The sequence below is a fragment of the Pseudoalteromonas sp. M8 genome, from assembly GCF_018141365.1.
In the GTDB taxonomy this organism is placed as follows: domain Bacteria; phylum Pseudomonadota; class Gammaproteobacteria; order Enterobacterales; family Alteromonadaceae; genus Pseudoalteromonas.
This window is the reverse complement of sequence record NZ_CP047240.1, coordinates 3,637,322-3,655,324: the sequence shown is the minus strand read 5'-3', so window position 1 is coordinate 3,655,324 and position 18,003 is coordinate 3,637,322. Positions and strand designations below refer to the sequence as shown.

19 protein-coding genes are annotated in these 18,003 nt (G+C 43.2%); 5 read left to right on the top strand and 14 right to left on the bottom strand.

The window, feature by feature from the left end; translation table 11 throughout:
• Window positions 1–42: 42 nt before the first annotated feature.
• The 3 genes from phoR (at window position 43) to GSF13_RS21305 (ending at window position 4,249) form a co-directional block, all read left to right on the top strand.
• A complete protein-coding gene (gene phoR, locus GSF13_RS21315) occupies window positions 43–1,371 on the top strand; it encodes a phosphate regulon sensor histidine kinase PhoR (protein ID WP_211867023.1) in 1,329 nt (442 codons plus the stop codon).
• Between the two features lie 77 nt (window positions 1,372–1,448).
• Window positions 1,449–2,417, top strand: a complete 969-nt coding sequence (locus tag GSF13_RS21310; protein ID WP_017216573.1) for a phosphate ABC transporter substrate-binding protein — start codon at window positions 1,449–1,451, stop codon at window positions 2,415–2,417.
• Window positions 2,418–2,626: 209 nt separating this feature from the next.
• On the top strand, window positions 2,627–4,249 hold the full coding sequence (locus tag GSF13_RS21305; RefSeq protein ID WP_211867021.1) for a HAMP domain-containing methyl-accepting chemotaxis protein: 1,623 nt from the start codon (window positions 2,627–2,629) through the stop codon (window positions 4,247–4,249).
• Between the two features lie 333 nt (window positions 4,250–4,582).
• Here the strand turns inward: GSF13_RS21305 and GSF13_RS21300 are convergent, their stop codons facing one another.
• The 10 genes from GSF13_RS21300 to sfsA form a co-directional block, all read right to left on the bottom strand.
• The gene (locus GSF13_RS21300; protein ID WP_102057510.1) at window positions 4,583–4,990 is read right to left on the bottom strand and encodes a phosphate ABC transporter substrate-binding protein; all 408 of its coding nucleotides are present in this window, start codon (window positions 4,988–4,990) and stop codon (window positions 4,583–4,585) included.
• An 11-nt stretch (window positions 4,991–5,001) separates the two neighbouring features.
• The gene (locus GSF13_RS21295; protein ID WP_102057509.1) at window positions 5,002–6,195 is read right to left on the bottom strand and encodes a porin; all 1,194 of its coding nucleotides are present in this window, start codon (window positions 6,193–6,195) and stop codon (window positions 5,002–5,004) included.
• Between the two features lie 329 nt (window positions 6,196–6,524).
• A complete protein-coding gene (locus tag GSF13_RS21290) occupies window positions 6,525–6,755 on the bottom strand; it encodes a hypothetical protein (protein WP_010607566.1) in 231 nt (76 codons plus the stop codon).
• Between the two features lie 9 nt (window positions 6,756–6,764).
• Window positions 6,765–7,613, bottom strand: coding sequence for a pantoate--beta-alanine ligase (gene panC, locus GSF13_RS21285; protein WP_211867013.1), 849 nt, complete (start codon window positions 7,611–7,613; stop codon window positions 6,765–6,767).
• An 85-nt stretch (window positions 7,614–7,698) separates the two neighbouring features.
• Window positions 7,699–8,493 carry a 3-methyl-2-oxobutanoate hydroxymethyltransferase gene (gene panB / locus GSF13_RS21280; protein WP_010607568.1) on the bottom strand — a complete coding sequence of 265 codons (795 nt, stop codon included), beginning with the start codon at window positions 8,491–8,493 and terminating at the stop codon, window positions 7,699–7,701.
• Window positions 8,494–8,513: 20 nt separating this feature from the next.
• Window positions 8,514–8,996, bottom strand: a complete 483-nt coding sequence (gene folK / locus GSF13_RS21275; protein ID WP_010607569.1) for a 2-amino-4-hydroxy-6-hydroxymethyldihydropteridine diphosphokinase — start codon at window positions 8,994–8,996, stop codon at window positions 8,514–8,516.
• Entirely contained in the window at window positions 8,997–10,313 is a 1,317-nt protein-coding gene (pcnB, locus tag GSF13_RS21270) for a polynucleotide adenylyltransferase PcnB (RefSeq protein WP_029215927.1), read from the bottom strand. It lies immediately after the preceding gene.
• Between the two features lie 173 nt (window positions 10,314–10,486).
• Entirely contained in the window at window positions 10,487–11,434 is a 948-nt protein-coding gene (gene gluQRS / locus GSF13_RS21265; RefSeq protein WP_174169719.1) for a tRNA glutamyl-Q(34) synthetase GluQRS, read from the bottom strand.
• A 10-nt stretch (window positions 11,435–11,444) separates the two neighbouring features.
• Window positions 11,445–11,888 carry an RNA polymerase-binding protein DksA gene (gene dksA / locus GSF13_RS21260; RefSeq protein ID WP_017216564.1) on the bottom strand — a complete coding sequence of 148 codons (444 nt, stop codon included), beginning with the start codon at window positions 11,886–11,888 and terminating at the stop codon, window positions 11,445–11,447.
• 174 nt (window positions 11,889–12,062) lie between these two features.
• On the bottom strand, window positions 12,063–12,782 hold the full coding sequence (sfsA, locus tag GSF13_RS21255) for a DNA/RNA nuclease SfsA (RefSeq protein ID WP_010607573.1): 720 nt from the start codon (window positions 12,780–12,782) through the stop codon (window positions 12,063–12,065).
• A 76-nt stretch (window positions 12,783–12,858) separates the two neighbouring features.
• On the opposite strand from sfsA, the gene pepB reads away from it, so the two are divergent.
• Complete coding sequence (gene pepB / locus GSF13_RS21250) at window positions 12,859–14,154, top strand: aminopeptidase PepB (protein ID WP_102057504.1); 1,296 nt, start codon at window positions 12,859–12,861, stop codon at window positions 14,152–14,154.
• Between the two features lie 60 nt (window positions 14,155–14,214).
• Here pepB and GSF13_RS21245 read toward each other — a convergent pair whose 3' ends face one another.
• Window positions 14,215–14,634, bottom strand: coding sequence for a CBS domain-containing protein (locus GSF13_RS21245; RefSeq protein ID WP_010378791.1), 420 nt, complete (start codon window positions 14,632–14,634; stop codon window positions 14,215–14,217).
• Between the two features lie 137 nt (window positions 14,635–14,771).
• On the opposite strand from GSF13_RS21245, the gene GSF13_RS21240 reads away from it, so the two are divergent.
• Entirely contained in the window at window positions 14,772–15,425 is a 654-nt protein-coding gene (locus GSF13_RS21240; RefSeq protein WP_211867011.1) for a DUF2987 domain-containing protein, read from the top strand.
• Between the two features lie 21 nt (window positions 15,426–15,446).
• Here GSF13_RS21240 and GSF13_RS21235 read toward each other — a convergent pair whose 3' ends face one another.
• The 3 genes from GSF13_RS21235 to GSF13_RS21225 form a co-directional block, all read right to left on the bottom strand.
• Entirely contained in the window at window positions 15,447–15,920 is a 474-nt protein-coding gene (locus tag GSF13_RS21235) for a GNAT family N-acetyltransferase (protein ID WP_174169723.1), read from the bottom strand.
• Between the two features lie 9 nt (window positions 15,921–15,929).
• Window positions 15,930–16,673 carry a divergent polysaccharide deacetylase family protein gene (locus tag GSF13_RS21230; protein WP_045990310.1) on the bottom strand — a complete coding sequence of 248 codons (744 nt, stop codon included), beginning with the start codon at window positions 16,671–16,673 and terminating at the stop codon, window positions 15,930–15,932.
• A gap of 81 nt (window positions 16,674–16,754) precedes the next feature.
• The gene (locus GSF13_RS21225; RefSeq protein ID WP_010378798.1) at window positions 16,755–17,966 is read right to left on the bottom strand and encodes a S41 family peptidase; all 1,212 of its coding nucleotides are present in this window, start codon (window positions 17,964–17,966) and stop codon (window positions 16,755–16,757) included.
• Window positions 17,967–18,003: the final 37 nt, after the last annotated feature.

Genomic DNA, 18,003 nt, shown 5'->3' with positions numbered 1-18,003 from the left:
CAAGAGGAACTGAATTATTTGGTTCCTAAATGGATTTAGTCTATGTATCGAGTGATTGATAAACAGGCGTTAACGAGACGCCTGTTTTTGTATTTCCTACCACTAGCCTTAATTGGCTATTTAGTCAGTGCACCTTTTCTGTTTCTTTTCATAGGTGCTTTCGTCTTATTAGTTTGGCATTACAAACAACTCTATCGTTTGAGCGACTGGCTGCTCAACCAACGTAGTTTTAATCCACCTGAAGGTAAGGGCGCTTGGGAGCAAGTGTTTGAAGGGATCTATCAGCTTCAGCAACGTAATCGTAAAAAGCGTAATGAGCTCGCGGAACTGATCCGACGCTTTCGTGAGGGGGCTGAAGCTATCCCAGACGCGGTCGTTGTACTGCAACAAGATCTCAGTATTGTGTGGTGTAACCAATTAGCTTTGAAAGTGTTAGGTTTGCAATGGCCTACAGATCATGGTCAAAGATTGGATAACCTTATCCGAGATCCTAAATTTGTAAAATACATGCATGAACATCGCTTTGATGAAGCATTAGAGCTTGAGACCGGACTTGCACATGAGCAAGTGTTGGAAATACGAGTCATGCCTTATGCCGAGCAGCTTATGCTAGTGGCGCGTGATGTCAGCCGACTAAAGCAATTAGAGCAAATGCGCAAAGACTTTGTCGCAAATGTATCTCATGAGCTAAGGACGCCGCTAACCGTCATGGCTGGCTATCTAGAGATGATGGATAGCGATAATATGCCACCCCCCGCGATGTGGGCTAAAGCACATGGCACTATGATAGATCAGTGTAAACGGATGGATAGTCTGGTAAATCAACTTCTTTCCTTGTCTCGAATCGAAGGGGCGAGAAAGCAAGACAATGACAAAGCCGTGAATATTCCTGCCATGCTTGATCTTATTCATACCGAAGCGAAGTCACTTAATCAGGAAAAGGGCCATGAGCTCGTTTTTGATATTGATCCGACTTTGGATATCAAAGGGGCTGGGGATGAGTTACGCAGTGCTTACTCAAATTTAATTTTTAATGCTATTCATTACACCAGACCCGGTGGGCACATTCGTGTACGTTGGTATTTAGAAAACGACTTGCCGACGTTTAGTGTCGTCGATAATGGTGATGGTATTGCGCCCGAACACATTAACCGACTAACTGAACGTTTTTACCGTGTGGATAAAGCACGAAGCCGAAAAACAGGCGGTTCGGGTCTTGGTTTAGCAATTACTAAACATGTGTTGTCTCGTCATGACTCAGCTTTACATATTGAAAGCAAAGTGGGTGAAGGCTCTCGCTTTTGGTTTGCTTTCCCCAAACAAAAGCGAATTTTTATGACAAATGATGAAAGTCATAAAAGTGTAATTTAAGAGTAATTTTATTGTCATTTTATCGCTGCACAATGAGCTGCGTAAAATAACTGGGACCAACAACTGGAGTGACCCCAATGAAATTTAAAAGCTTAGTTGCCGCAATGGGTGTGGCTATTACTACATTAGTTTCTACTCAAGTATCTGCTTTAGACGAAAAGTTACCAGAGTATAATAAAACCAGCGGTATCTCAGGAAACTTCTCTTCTGTAGGTTCTGATACGCTTGCCAACATGATGACGTTTTGGGCAGAAGAATATAAAAGAATTTACCCTAACGTAAATATCCAAATCCAAGCTGCTGGTTCTTCTACTGCGCCACCTGCACTAACGGAAGCAACGGCAAACTTCGGCCCAATGAGCCGTAAGATGAAATCAAAAGAAATCGAAGCTTTTGAAAAGCGTTATGGTTATAAGCCAACAGAAATCCGCGTAGCAATTGATGCGCTCGCAGTATTTGTACACAAAGATAACCCAATTGAAGGCTTAACAATTGAACAGGTTGATTCAATCTTCTCTTCAACGCGCAAGTGTGGTTCGGCAGCACAGGCAAATCGCTGGAGTGATGTTGGTCTAACGGGTGATTGGGCAGCAAAAGATATTCAGCTTTATGGTCGTAACTCAGTATCTGGTACTTATGGTTACTTCAAGAAAAAAGCACTGTGTAAAGGTGACTTCCGCAATAATGTTAACGAGCAGCCAGGTTCTGCGTCTGTAGTACAGTCTATCTCGTCTTCAGTGAATGCGATTGGTTATTCTGGTATCGGTTATAAAACGTCAGGCGTACGTACCGTACCATTAGCGAAAAAAGGCACGAACTACGTTGATGCAACATTAGAAAATGTGGCACAGGGCAAATACCCACTGTCTCGCTTCCTATACCTATATGTGAACAAGCACCCTAATAAAGAATTAGCACCTATCGAAGCTGAATTCTTGAAGATGGTATTGTCTAAAGAAGGTCAAAAGATCGTTGAGAAAGATGGTTACGTTCCTCTTTCTAGCGAAATGGCGACACGTGAATTGAAAAAGTTAGGTTTACTTTAATCAATTACTCAACCCGCTAATTACTTGTTGTTATTGATGCCGCTCGTTGAGCGGCATTTTTTATTTTCACACTTCTATGTTCCCAGATTGAATAATTTGTTTAAATCTTCATCCTCAAGCGGCAAAAAAGCTGGAAATATTCTATATTTAGTTAAAATTTATAATAAATCAGTCGATAATGAACTCGTCTTACTTCAAAAGGTGTATATATGAGTCTAGGTACTGCTTTTGCTGATCTTAGTATCACCAAAAAGATCCACGCAATTACGCTCGTTGCGGTTGTCGCTTTTGTGGTTATCGTGTTTGTTAATTACAACGCTATTAGTTCTAACCAAAGGGCCTTAAATGAATTAGAGGAGCAGACATACAAAATTCTTAACCTCGCCACAGAAAACGCAAATAAGCTGCAGAATTTAGATGAGCTATTCACTCAATCTGTAACCTTCGGGGATGCTGAATTATTAGATAAAGCAAAAGAATATCAACAGCAAATCCAAGCTAACTTGCAAAAAATTGAGTCGGTACAAAGTGGCTTTATGCCCTCAGATAATAGCGATGAACTTACGCAGTACGGCAAAATTGCGCAACAAATTGCTGGAGGAATGATAGATGGTACAGCTGATTTTTCCCGTATCCAAGAAGATGCCAAAAAGAAAACTGAAATCTACGAAGGCTTAGTCGCAGATTTTACCAAGGCTAAAACGAACGCGAATGATCGTTTTGTTGAATTACTTCAAAATACCGAAGAGCGCTCAGCAAACGCGCTCACGATAATGTTGATTGTGGCCGTTATTTCTTTACTTGTGCTGGTTTTCTTAGCGGTTATGATCGCAAGAGGTATAGGCAACTCTGCTAAGGATGCGGCGCAAAATCTGAAACTATTAGCGCAAGGGCAGGGTTCTTTGTCCACCACGCTCAATGTGCGCTCTCACGATGAAATTGGCCAGGTATCCATAAACTTTAATGAATTTGTCGGGTTACTAAAAGGGGCTGTTGTTGAGGTGATGAGTGTCGTCGAACCTCTGATGAAAGACTCAAGTCGCCTTATTCAGGGGATGGAAAAAGCTGAGGGGGCAACTAATCAACAAACGCATGACGCGGAAGTAGTACGTCAATCTATGGAAGAAATGCGGTTAAGTGTGGGTGATATCTCTCATTCAGCGTCACAAGCTTCTGATGCTGCTCAGCTGGCCGAACAAGAAGTTGAGCAGAGTAAGCGCCAAATTCAGGTGTCAGTTAACGAATCACAAGCGTTAAGTGAAGAAATTAATCATGCAGCAGAGACGATCAATAAGCTAGCTGATGATACACAGAACGTGACGCAAATCTTAAATGTGATCACATCAATTGCAGAGCAAACCAATTTACTTGCCTTGAATGCTGCGATTGAGGCGGCTCGTGCTGGTGAGCAAGGTCGAGGTTTTGCGGTGGTTGCTGATGAAGTCCGCGAATTAGCCTCAAGAACAGCAAAGTCGACCAATGAGATAAGAGAACTTTTAAATGTGCTAACAGAAGCGGCAAATCAAGCGGTGAAAGCAATGACAAGTGCAAGCAGTATGGCAATTAATAATGCTGAAGCTGCAGCACAAACTGGGCAGTCGATTGAGCAGATAGCAGCACAAATCTTGTCAATTAATAGCATGAATGGTCAAATTGCTGCGGCAACGGAGGAGCAGACCTCGGTAGCCGCTATGGTAGTAAACAATGTGACATCTATGCACCAGTCTTTCCAAGACACAATGCAAGCGTTGAATGAAGTACAAGACGTTGCTGAGAATCTCCATGTATTGTCCGATAACTTGAAAGATGCAACCTCAAAATTTAGAGTCTAATGCTTTAATTTTTAAACGATAAATAAAAACAGCCACATTAAGTGGCTGTTTTTATTTGATGAGGAATATTAGGGCCTGTTTATCTTTCAAGTTTGCTTTTGCAGCAGTTTGATTGGTATTTATACAAGGCAGAGCCTGCGTAGCATAGTCATTCTATGTGAGTCAGGCGAGAACACAGTAGAAATGCCAATCAAGCGCTGCCCTTTGGGTTCACCTGAGTGCGCTTTGTTCATTGTTGCTCAACTTTTGCCTAGATCACTAGGCGGCAAGTCGGGCGTCGCGACCAAAACCCACTCAGAAGAACAAAAATCAAACAGCAAAGGTCAACAGGCCCTAGTATTTACCAATCACTTTGACGGCACCGGTTACTTTAGTAGCATCGATATAACCAATTGCGTCTGCATTGCTCGAAACAAAATCGATTACCGCTTGATCGCTATCTAGCTTCTTCGGAGGTGTTCCCTTACCGGTGAATACTAATTTAGACCAATGGGCATTTAGCTGAGAGCTAGATTTACCAATCACTTTGTCGTTAAACTCGTCAAATACCGCGTTACCATCCTGATTCACAGGGGTCGCACTACTACCATCGGCAAATGATTTGCTTTTGCCAAGGAATAATTTTTTGATAGTACCATCATCTACAGTAGATGCATTTGCTGAGTTCACGATAACAGCAACATCTGCTAAAACTGCCTGACTGGCTAATAGTAGCCCTAAGGTCATTATTTTTTTAATCATATTAACCTCCGTTAGAATACTAAATCGATACCGAAGCTCAACAGTTCAACTTTTTGATCTGTTAGCGTGTTATCGAATTGGTTTAGTTCAATCTTGAATGCTGCTGACGGATGGAAGTCATAACGTGCACCAATACTCCACGTTTCTGATTCTGCACGAGCGCCTGCAAGCGCACCATTAACAAGTGTTCTTAAATAAGGTGCATTTGGATTGGTTGGATCGGTCGTGACAGGAATGGTTACACCATTTGGAGCGGTGATGGTGAGTGGGACAGAGTTAAACTCGTCGTTGTCATTCTTATCTTCATTGTGTTCGTAGGTTAGGTGGACTGTCCATGCATCAATACGGTAACCGAGGGAAGCGTAATACTGCTGTTGTTTAGCAAGTATGCTGTTATCCACTTCAAACTGAGTGTATTCTGCATCGAACAAGATATCGTTGTAGTCGATAGCAATACCAATCGCGGCAAAGTAAGCATCATCTTTATCGACAGCAATATCATCCGCTTGTTGCGTTAGCCCGTAGCCAGTTAACCCTGCCAATAATCCCGATAGTTCAGGGCTATTAGCTGCGCTAATGCTCGCTTCGGTAGCAAAGTAGGCCGCACGCGCACTGAACCAATCTCTGCTTAGTGTCCAGTTAATACCTACCGTGTTATTTAACTCGGCTTCATCTGAATAGGTAATAGCAACAATGTCGTCATCTACGCTGCCTAAAGCTAGCTGTACAGTGCTTTCCCACTCCCCTAATGTCGAGTTATGGATATAACTCAATCCGTTATAGGTGCTAAAGCTTAGGTTATATACAGATTGAGGTGGTTTAACCCAGCGGTATGCATAGCCCACATCTAAAAAGTCAGAATAGCGATAGAATGGTATACGCATTTTACCTGCGCTTATCTGCGAAGAATCTGAAATCGCATAAGTTAAGTATGCCCATTCAAACTCGGCATCAAAGTCATTCTGGCCACGACCTACGATCTGTGCTGTGGCAGTTAGACTTTCTTGTAGATCGGCGGACAGCTGTAAAGCAAATAAGCTACGATTTTCCATATCAAAATCATTATCATAGCCATATAGTGTGTCGTCACTATCTAGCGTTTGACCACCAATAATGGAAGCAAAACCATTAATTCTGATCTCAGCGGCACTTTGAAAACTCACTGTCCCAAGCGCTATCGCTAATGCAATTGCAGATTTTTTCATATTGATTCCCATTTTCTTTGCAAAGAGTCGTGTCTGTAACACGCATTAAAAGCACTGATACTGAGCTCAACAGTCGTGTTACTTTTGTCTTAGAGATTAGAATAAAAACCAGAAATAACAAGTTATTAAGAAAAGTTAGTGCTTACAACCTGCGTTGTTTAGTAAATCAAGCCTTAAGCCAAGCTAAGTTGGTGTTGTATGTCTATCTCATCAGACCAGTTTATTGTATCGTAAAATATTCTAAAAAGGTGAATAAAAAATAACTGCTGGAGTCAGGAGGTATTTGTATTTAAAAGAATAAAGGGGATTTTTTGCTAAAAAAGAGCAAACTATCGTTTGCTCTCGGTAATTTTTTCAGCCTGTACTTTACAGGCATTATACTGCTCAATACATTTATCAGTGCATATCTGTAACGACATTGTCTCTGGCGTGTTTTGCATCTCACAGTTGCGCTCGCATTGATAATTCTGTTGTGCACATTGATTCAACTCAGGTGAGATAGAGTTACTACACCCCAGTAGGGTGGTAGAAAGTACTAACAAGGCGAACGCAATTTTCATTATTATTCCTTAGACTGTGACTTGAATATTATCAATCAGTCTGACTTTACCGAGAAAAGCTGCGGCAAGAATGACGAGTTGACTATCCTCGAGTGTAGCAGGTTTCAAGCTATCTTTTTGACAAATGTTAAAATAATCCAACTTTAAACCTGCATTATGCAGCATTTCTGTTGCATTTTTTGTTACCTTCGAAAACTCTTTTTCGCCATTTTCTAAAGCGCCAGCTGCTGCTTTTAGTGCTTGAAAAAGTACTTTAGCAGTGTCTTTTTCTGATTCAGAGAGGTAGCCATTACGTGAGCTCATCGCCAGTCCAGAAACTTCTCTTTGAGTCGCAACACCAATCACTTCAACAGGAATAGACAGGTCTTTCACCATTGTTTTGATAACCTGTAACTGTTGAAAGTCTTTTTCACCAAAGCAGGCAAAATCAGGTTGTACTAAGTTAAACAGTTTAGTGACAACCGTTGCAACGCCACGAAAGTGTCCTGGGCGTGTGCCACCACAATGTCCTTCTGATACTCCTGGTACATCAACAAAACTTTGCGCATTTAGGCCGTTAGGATATATGGTCTCAACGGTAGGCGTAAACACAATATCAGTTTCTAGTTCTGCAAGGCCTTGCTTGTCTTGCTCAAGCGTACGTGGATAGCTGTCGAGGTCTTCGTTCGCACCAAATTGCATTGGATTTACAAAGATACTGACAACGACTTTATCCGCTAGGGTTTTTGCTTTTTCTACTAAGGAAAAATGACCACGGTGAAGGTTGCCCATCGTTGGTACGAAGGCAATGCTCAACCCTTGTTGGCGCCAAGCTTTAATCTGGCTTCGTAACGATTTAATCTCAGTAACTGATTGCATGTTGTACTCTAACTCAATAATAACAATACTAACCCAAACAAAACGCTTGGATCAGACTCAGCGATAAGCATCGCTCATCGCAAATTTAATTAAATTCGTGATCAGGCCCCGGGAACTCACCTGATTGCACGTCTGCACAAAACTTTTTCACCGCATCTGGCATGTTGCCAGTTTCGAGCAGGAAGTTCTTCGAAAACTTAGGAATATATCCTGCAGAAATACCAACCAAGTCATGCATAACCAAAATTTGGCCATCGGTCTCTTTACCTGCGCCAATACCAATGACTGGAATTGTCACTGCGTCGGTAATGCGTTTAGCCAGTGCTGAAGGTACGCATTCAATCACAATCATTTGTGCACCAGCACGTTCTAACGCTTGTGCATCGGCTATCATCTTTTGCGCTTGTGCTTCTTCACGACCTTGAATTTTAAAGCCGCCAAACACGTGCACTGATTGTGGGGTTAAACCTAAATGACCACAAACTGGGATCCCTTGCTGAGTAAGCAGTGCAATGCTGTCGTAAAGCCATTCACCACCTTCAAGCTTAACCATATTAGCACCAGAGCGCATCAAGGTAGCTGCATTCTGACAGGCTGACTGCGGATCTGAATAGCTCATAAAAGGCATATCGGCGATAACGAATAGCTCTTTACTACCAGCTCTGACACAACGGGTGTGATAGGCAATGTCATCCGTGGTAACGGCTAAAGTGTCTTCACCACCTTGTAAAACCATACCCAGAGAATCACCCACTAAGATGACATCTACGCCATTGTCGTGAAATAACTTTGCAAAACTTGCATCGTATGCGGTGAGGGCTGTTATTTTTGTTCCTTCACGCTTCATTTTGGCAAGTGTTGAGACGGAAATTTTTGCCATGGTAAACCCCTTGGATTGGTTTATTTGAGGATTGTTAATCCGTTAAGTGGTAACTTTTGTGTTAAAGAGCTAAGCTCAGTGCCATCAGGTAATTTGAGTTCTGGCGCTATCTCTAATAGTGGATAGACGACAAATTCTCTTTCTTTCAAGCCGTAATGTGGCACCGTCAGTCTATCACTGTTAATGGTGTCGGTATTAAAAAGCAGTATATCCAAATCGAGCGTGCGCGGTCCCCAGCGCTCAGCTTTGCGTACACGACCATGTTCAAGCTCTATTTGTTGCAACACATCGAGTAAAGATGCTGCTGTTAATGATGTCGCTAGTTTTGCTACGGCATTCACATAATCAGGTTGATCTTGAGGGCCCATAGGTTTTGAGCCATACAGGCTAGAGTGCTGGACAAGCGAGAGGTCTGGATGGGCGGCGAGCACATCGAGTGCTCGCTGTATTTGTGCCATCGGTTCGGATAGGTTTGCACCCAATCCAATGTACGCAATATTCATTTAATCTTCTTTCGGTTTTCTTTTTGGCTTACGTCTATTATAACGACGCTTAGGTTTGCTTTGGTTACCTAAGTTGCGCACCATGTCTTTTTGGCCGGTGACGTCATTCTTGAGGTAGTCAGTCCACCAAGCTGCAAGTTCTTCTTGCTCTTGTTCACCACTTTCAACACGCAATAATAGGAAATCATATGCGGCTTTGAATCTCGGCTGCAAGCTTAGGCGGTATGCACGCTGGCCTGAACGTTTATCTAGGCGTTGTTGAATATGCCAGATATCTCGGGCACCTAAAGTAAAGCGTTTAGGCACTGCAACGTGTTTAGCATTTTCAGCAAGGACGTGATTAATGGCTTGCATAAAGGCATCATATTCATTCATACCTTCGGCCGCGAGCGCTTCGCTTTTAGCTAAAATAGGGAACCATAAAAGTGCTGCATAGATAAATGCAGGGGTTACTTTTTTATCCGCGTTGATACGGCTATCCGTATTGGCAAACATTTGCTGAATAAAGCGACGCTCAAAGTCATTATCAGGCTGTGCTAGGATTTTATCTAACGCCGGGAATAATTGTGCAAACAAGCCGTATTCACGCATCTGAAGAAAGTTTTCTTCCGCTTTACCATTTAAAAATAGCTTTAGCGTTTCTTCGAACAAGCGTGCAGCTGGGATATGCCCAAGTAACGGCGCTAATGCTTTAATCGGAGTGCGGGTCGGCGTAGCAATCTCCATATCCAGTTTGGTTGCAAAGCGGATAGCTCTCAGCATACGTACCGGATCTTCGCGATAGCGAGTTTCAGGATCGCCAATCAGCTCAATTTTACGCGCTTTAATGTCAGCAACACCACCGGCAAAGTCGCGTAAAGTAAAGTCATTGATCGAATAATATAGCGCATTGATAGTAAAGTCGCGGCGCTCGGCGTCTTCTTCAATACTGCCGTAGACATTGTCGCGTAATAGCTGCCCGTGTTCGCTGGCTTGACTTGTCGTGGCACAAGAGTCATCACTTTGATGATGGCCACGCATGGTGGCAACTTCAATAATTTCTCGTCCAAAAACAATGTGCGCAAGGCGGAAGCGACGACCTATTAAGCGACAGTTACGGAAGAGCTTTTTGATTTGTTCAGGTGTCGCATTGGTAACGACATCAAAGTCTTTAGGCTCTATTCCTAGCATGATATCGCGGATACAACCACCAACTAGGTAGGCATCATAGCCACCGTCTTTTAAGCGATAGAGCACTTTGATAGCGTTAGGGCTAAATTGTTTACGAGATATACCATGCTCGCTGCGAGGAATTATCGCAGGTGTCGGGCTGGCCATTTTCACCGTCTCATCGCCTTTTCCAGTTACAAACTGGCGGCAAAAGTTTACAAGCTTGGAAATAATAACTCGTCTCCTGAGCAATCAAGTTTTCTATTCTAGTTGTTGTGAACCACTGCTTTTGTCTTAAAACAGGTCGCATTTAAGGCTCGCTATCATATACTCAAATGAGACTAAATTGAAGTACTTGAAAACAGTGGGCGAAAAGCAAAATCGCCATTTTCTAGAGAGTCTAGTTGAATTTCTTGTACTTTAGGAACGCTATCTAGACTAAAAATATCAATAGCGTGAGTCAGTAATGCCTCAACATCTTGATAATTATGGAGAGAATCAACCGGCACATGCAAATAACGCAGCGCGGCATAAAGGGTTGGTAACGGGTTATGGTTATCAATAGCTGGAGCATGATTCTGCTTAGATAACTTATATCCGGGCTCTGCGACAGCCAGTGGTACGTGAGCGTACTTAGGTGATGGCTGATTGAGTTGCCGAAATAAACTAATTTGTCTTGCTGTGGGTTCTAGCAGGTCGGCACCACGCACGATATGACTAATCTTTTGCTCTATGTCGTCAACGACCACCACCAATTGATAAGCAAATAAGCCATCGCGGCGTTTAACGATGTAATCTTCATGCGCAATTGCAGGGGGAATGACAACCATGCCCTGTATTGCATCATTAAATTCAGTAACTGGACAGCGCTGCTGTAGGCGTAAAGCATTATCTTGCCAACTTAGCGCTAAAGCTCGGCAATGATTGTCGTAAAACCCACCCATTGCTTTAATTTGCTTTCTTGTACATTGACATGCATACACAAGGGAGTCTGATTTCAGTGTCGTCAAATAGGCTTGGTATAGAGCATGGCGCTGTGATTGATAGGCAACGTCTTCATCCCAATAAAGGCCATATGCTTCAAGAGTGGTTAATATATTGTCGGCAGCACCCGCAACTACGCGCGGTGTATCTATGTCTTCGATGCGAACGAGCCATTTACCTTGATTGACTTTTGCATCTAAATAGCTACTCAGGGCGGCCACTAGAGAGCCGAAATGAAGCGGTCCAGAAGGCGAGGGAGCAAATCGACCGCGATAGCTCCCAGTTTGCTTTAAGCTTGGGGACACAGGGCTGAGATTATCCTCTGCCTTGTTGTTTTTCTTTGATTTCTGCGAGAGATTTACAATCAACACAAAGATCAGCTGTTGGACGCGCTTCTAAACGGCGAATGCCGATTTCAATACCGCACGACTCACAAAAGCCGAAGTCATCATCTTCGATAAGTTGAAGTGTTTTCTCAATTTTCTTGATTAGCTTACGCTCGCGGTCGCGAGTACGCAGTTCAAGAGAAAACTCTTCTTCTTGCGCTGCACGGTCCACAGGATCAGGAAAGTTTGCCGCTTCGTCTTGCATGTGTGTCTTAGTACGATCTACTTCATTACGTAGATCGGCACGCCATGCTTCTAATATCGCTTTGAAATGAGCACGTTGTGCTTCATTCATGTATTCTTCGCCTGGCTTTTCTTGATAAGGTTCTACACCGGCTTGAGCCAATAACCCTAGTTTTTTCTGGTCTGGCATACCATTCTCCTAAATCCTTAATACATAACCCCAGCTTTCGCCGGCGGGTATAAATAGCAAAATCTTTACCCCTTAGCAAACACTTTTTTACTGCAAATGTCAGCCACTTTTTTCAATGTTTAACTATTTGGGGGAGAAAACTATCACGGCTATATGTGGGCAGCATGAAAAAAGTCAAGCGTAATCAAAAGGAATTTCTTCAATTAATTGTACTTGGTTGTCGTCAATATGCGCTCGGTAAGCAATGATTTCTACTCCATGAGAAATTGCTTCTTTTACTAACGCTGCATATTTTTGATCGATATGGCTGGCTGGTTTGACACAATTTATCCCTGTATGGAGCGCGGCAAACAGTAACACCGCACGATGACCTTGCTGTTTAATGTGGATTAATTCTCTAAGATGTTTTTGACCTCTTAAGGTTTCTGCATCAGGGAAAAAACCTTGCTGTTGCTCGAGCAAAGTCACCGACTTTACTTCAACGTAGCAGAATTGCGAGGATTGTCCATTTTCGAGGTCGCTCAACAAAATATCAATTCGGCTATTTTCAGCCCCGTATTTCACTTCAGTTTGAAGTGTTTTGTAGCCTTGCAGTTGCGTTATTCTTCCTTGCTCTATGGCCTCAACAGACACTTTATTGGCCACCGCTGTATTTACACAAATAAAATGACCATCATTATCTTGCGTCAGCTCCAACGAATGAATGTACTTTCGTTTAGGGTTATCGCTGGTGGAGTAATAGGCCGTAAATCCCGGATCTGCACAATTGGTCATTCTACCCGTATTGGCGCAGTGTACGGTGAATTCGTCACCACTTGGGGCGCGTAAATCGACTAGAAAGCGTTTATATCGTTTGAGCAAGGTTGCTTGTTGTAATTGCCTAGAAAACTTCATTGGTCGCTTTAGGTTGGGTGTATTTAGTGGCTAGTGTACACTTAACCACACTTACAAGCACAAGAGTGAAAAGAGAATGTCAGAGAAATTTATTGTACGACTGAGTGAAGACGCAAAACCAGAGTATTTATCTGCTGGTGCTGCATTGTCGTTTGAAAAGGACGGTGCTTTTATCCATTTACAACAAGACGAAACGCTGAAGAATATTCAAAAGGCGGCTCGTAGCATCGCACAACAAGGGATTAAACAAGTTCATCTAGAAGGTGGCTTGTGGTGTACTGAATCTCAATGGGCTTTTTATCAAGGTTTTGTGTCACCAAAAGCATTAGATGGTGTGGTGTTTGTTGACAACGACCAGTCAAGTCTTAACGAACTTGATGCACTAAAAGCGTCGGCAACATGGATGCGTCAGATGATCAACGGGACGGCCGAAGATATTTATCCTGAAAGCCTTGCTGGAAAAGCGGCTGAGTTTATTCAGTCATTGGCACCTGAGCATGTTAGCTATCAAATCATTAAAGGCGACGCGCTGTTAGAGCAGCAATGGATTGGTATCCACGAAGTGGGACGCGGCAGTGAGCGTCCTCCTGTGTTGCTTGAGCTTGACTACAACCCAACAGGTAATGATGACGCACCAGTTAGCGCAGCACTTGTGGGTAAAGGGATCACGTTTGACTCAGGTGGCTACTCGATTAAGCCAAGCGAAGGCATGCTTACGATGAAGTGTGATATGGGCGGGGCCGCAACCGTAACGGCTGGTTTAGCGCTGGCTATTCAACGTGGTTTTGACCGTCGTGTTAAGTTGTTCCTATGTTGTGCTGAGAACCTTATCTCAGGCCATGCCTATAAGTTAGGTGATATTCTTACCTACAAAAATGGTACCACAGTTGAAATCGTAAATACCGATGCAGAGGGTCGCTTGGTGCTTGCTGATGGCTTGATGGCTGCCGGTGAAACAGGCGCAGAGCTTATCATTGATGCCGCGACATTAACGGGCGCCGCGCTCGTTGCTGTAGGCCAAGAGTACAATGCGTTATTTGGTTTAGACAAAACACTTGTCGGTGATGTGCAGCAGTTCGCGAGTGACGAATTTGAAGCCGCGTGGCCATTGCCTCTAGAAAAGTGGCACCAAAATAACTGTCCATCGCCTTATGCGGATACTGCTAACAGCCGAGCGCAAAAAGGTGGCGGTTTTGGTGGTGCATCAAATGCAGCGGGTTTCCTATCTCGCTTTGTACCAAATGAAGGTCAAGGTTGGGTGCATATCGACCTTGCGGCTTCTTTCCAAAATAGCGCTAGTGGTCAATGGGCTGCGGGTGCAACGACTTTAGGTATGAGAACTGTAGCGAGAACGCTCCAAGAAAAAGCGTAATCATGCTAATAGCTGAGTGTATTCCGCGAGTCAGTGGAATACACTCGCTTGTTACCACGTTTAAGACAAGAGTGCAGCAGCGAGTCGCACAAAGTCTGATGAAGTCAGTATACCAACCAATTTGTTTTGCTCGTCTACCACAGGCATACAGCCATGGCGATTATCGACAAAAAAGCGCACCACATCTTGTAGTGATTGGCTTGGGCGCACGCTCGCAAAATCGGTCGCCATAATATCTTGTACTTTTGTTTGCTTTTCTTTTCTTGCAAGCGCATTTGCGCCATAGGTTGCCATTATTCCCATTACCTTGGCGATCATAATCTTTTGCGTGAGCATACCAACCAAGGCTCCTGCTTCGTCAATCACTGGAATGTGACGAACATTTTTTTCTTTCATTAAATTGTGTGCATCTTGCAAGGTATTTTCAGCAATCACTGCGAACGGATCTGGGGTCATTAAATCAGCTACGGTTTGGGTCATCTGCTACTCCTTTTCACTCCATATGCTTATGTTGAGTTTAGCCTGATCTATTTGGCATGTATGGAATTGAGATCAAGTTTTGAACTATTTCTCGAAGAACTCCTCATATGAAGACAACAATAATAAAGGATAACCCAATGAAAAAGTTACTGATGTTAGGTGCTGTTGCGAGCTTACTTTGCAACTCTGTTTTCGCCGCTGAGCGAAGTGTTGAATATGGTGAGATTAATCAAATTCTAGATTTAATCGCCAACAAAGCGCAGTCGCAATATATCTTGTCTAAATTTACTGTGGAAGTGAAGCAGCCTGATATCGCGCTAGAGGATGTTAAACTTTGGCTGGAGCAAGATGACAAGATCATTGCCAACGGTATCATAGACAAAGACGGCAATATTGATTTACCTATTCTCCCGCAGTCTCGTGCAGATCAAGTTAATTTAGTGATCAATCAAGAAAAAGGTGCCGTTGCGATTCTGGTCAATACCGATATAGCGCCGTTGACTAAGCCGCAGGTTATGTATCGCGATTTGTTTATTCTTTTAGAGGATATGGACGCTTTTGTTGAGTTGATGGCAGGTAGCTTGTCTTGGTTTGCTCCAAGCTTTGATGAACTAGAGTTTACATTTACCGAGCCTGCATCAATTCAGTTTGTGAATGCCAAGGGTAAAACCCAAAAGTTTGTGACGGATGATGAATTTAAGATCCAAATCCCTAATAAGAAAACGTGGATGAAGCAAAATCCATCCTTGCAATTTAGTGCCTTACCCACGCGGTTTGCGCCCATAGATTAGGGAAGAAAGTTCGTATGCCTGCTAGCAGGCAGGCATACTCTTTTCCATCAGGTAATTAGTTAACACTTCGCCACGAACCGTCACTTGTTGTTCCTTTATCACTTGGAAACCAAAATATTCAAAGAAAGGTTTAGCCGTTTTACTAACATGGGAAAATAAGCGCGTTGTGTTGGTTATTTTGCTGTGTTCTAAGAGTGCGAGCATAAGTGCTTTACCTATGCCTTGGCCTTGATGTTCCGCATGGCAAAAAAAGTGATCAATAAGACCGTCAGCTTGGATATCGGCAAAGCCAACAATTTTACCATTTAGTACGGCGACAAGGGGCTGATTGTTCCTTAATCGGTCTTGCCAGCCTTTATCGGCAACGTCGCTATGTGCCCATGCATTAACTTGGCTATTGGAGTAATGCTGTACATTTACCGAGCGTATTGTGTCAAACATAAGCTTGCGTAGCACGGCTTCTTCGCCGTTTTGAAACTGTCTGATGATAATCATTGTTAATCTTTATTCTTGGAGTCTTAATTGTCCGGAAATAGCATGCTGCTCAGCAATTTCTGCAAGTCGTACGTATTTTTGTTCAACCAGTTGAGAGACGGGTACCAGTTTGGCATCAATACTTTCAAGCTCAGCTAACTTGGCTGCAAGAAAGGCGGCGGTTTCCTTATATGGGTGCGCAATGATAATAACATGCTCGTGATTATCAAGTAGCTTAAGCATATGTTGCCACTGCTTGTTGAGCGCCTCAGTGGATATATCATTATCTAGAAAGACCTGTCGAGCGACGTTTTTTACGCCGTAAAGGTTGGCAGCATATTGGGCTTGACTGTGGCTAGTGGTACGGCTATCCAAAAAGTATAATCCGCGCTTTTTTAGTATTTCCATTGTCCATTTCATTGGCTCTATTTGTTCTGTTAATGCTGAGCCCATGTGATTGTTTACGCCTTTAACCTGAGGCAGTGTCGATAGCGCATTGCCAAGTGTCATTTGCAACTGCCACTTTTCCATATCGGTGGTTAATGCGCCCGGACCAAGGGCCTTTTCCGTGTCTTGTGCCTGCATTGGCACATGTAATAAAAGCTCGCGTTGTTGGCGGCTGGCTGCAAAGGCAAATTGTTGAGAAAAAGGCGTATGGGGCAGGATCGAAAAGGTGATCCCACCCGGTAAGGACAGCAACTCTAAGTCACGTTGGTGATTGCCAATATCGTCTATAACAATGGCAAACTGTTTTGCTGGCACTGCAAAAGTCATGCAGGCCAGTATTATCCCGATTATTTTTTTTAGCACACAAATTATTATTATAGTTTACAGCCCTACAGGACCGTTTTTTATTTACTGTGATTGAACTAACGCCAGTGCCTTAGGCCAATGCGAGGCAAGTTGTTCAATACCTGTTGTTTTGATTGATTCTTCACCAGTGATTATAGCGCTTTTATCCAACAGGGAAAGCGCTTGTTTGGTAAAATATACATCGGGCTCTATGCCTTTACCTTCAATTGATGTACCTGCTGGTGTGTAGTATCTCGCTGTCGTTAACTTTAATGCAGTAGTGCCATTACCAATCGGGATCAAGGATTGAACCGAGCCTTTACCATAGGAACGTAAGCCAACGACTAAGGCACGTTTATTATCCTTGAGTGCGGCGGCTAAAATCTCGGCAGCTGAAGCGGAATTATTGTTGATTAATACCAAAATAGGCGCACCATTTAAAATATCTCCCCGCTTTGCAATGTAAGCCTGATTGGCGTCATAGAAGCGGCCTTTGGTCGTGACGATTGTGCCACTATCTAAAAAAAGATCTGAGATTGCCACGGCACTATTAAGTGTACCACCAGGGTTGTCACGTAAATCAATAACCAGCTTTTTCAACGGACTACCTAACTGTACTTGTAGTCGGTTTATGTGTCTTGCAACATCATGGTAGGTGTGATGATTAAAACTGTTGACGCTTAAAAAGCCGGTGCCGTCGTTTAAGAGTTTACTGGCGACACTTTCAATGACTATCTCTTGACGTTTAAGCTCAAGTGCAACCAGCTCGTCTTGTCTTAATACTACTAAATTGATGAGATTTTTATTTGCAGCTTTGAGTAGGGCAGACACTTCTTCTATCGATTTACCCGCGACATTAGCGCCATTGATTGCATGGAGTTTATCACCACTCTCTATGCCTGCTTGGGCTGCTGGTGAATTGGGCAGGGTATCCAAGATAATCACGTAATTATCTTGCTCTTCGACTTCAATACCGAGTCCCGTGTAGCGCCCATTTGCTGCACTGAAGATGGATTCCAAGTCTTCCTCATTGAGGTATTTAGAGTAGGGATCTAAATTATCAAAGAGGCTCGATAAGTTGCCCGCGTTGTAGCGACTGAGAGGCAAGTCTTCAACATAATAGGTGTGAATATGATACAGGATTTCATCGATTTCTTGAGCCGAGAACTTTTGTGTAGACGCGTGACTAAAGGCGCTAAAACTTAACAAAAGCAGGAAGCTTAATAATGCAACATAGCGCGCTGCGAGCGCGTAAAAACGGGTTTGTCTATTCATGTGCTGCTCCTCATCAAGGTGCAGCACGGGTTATTCA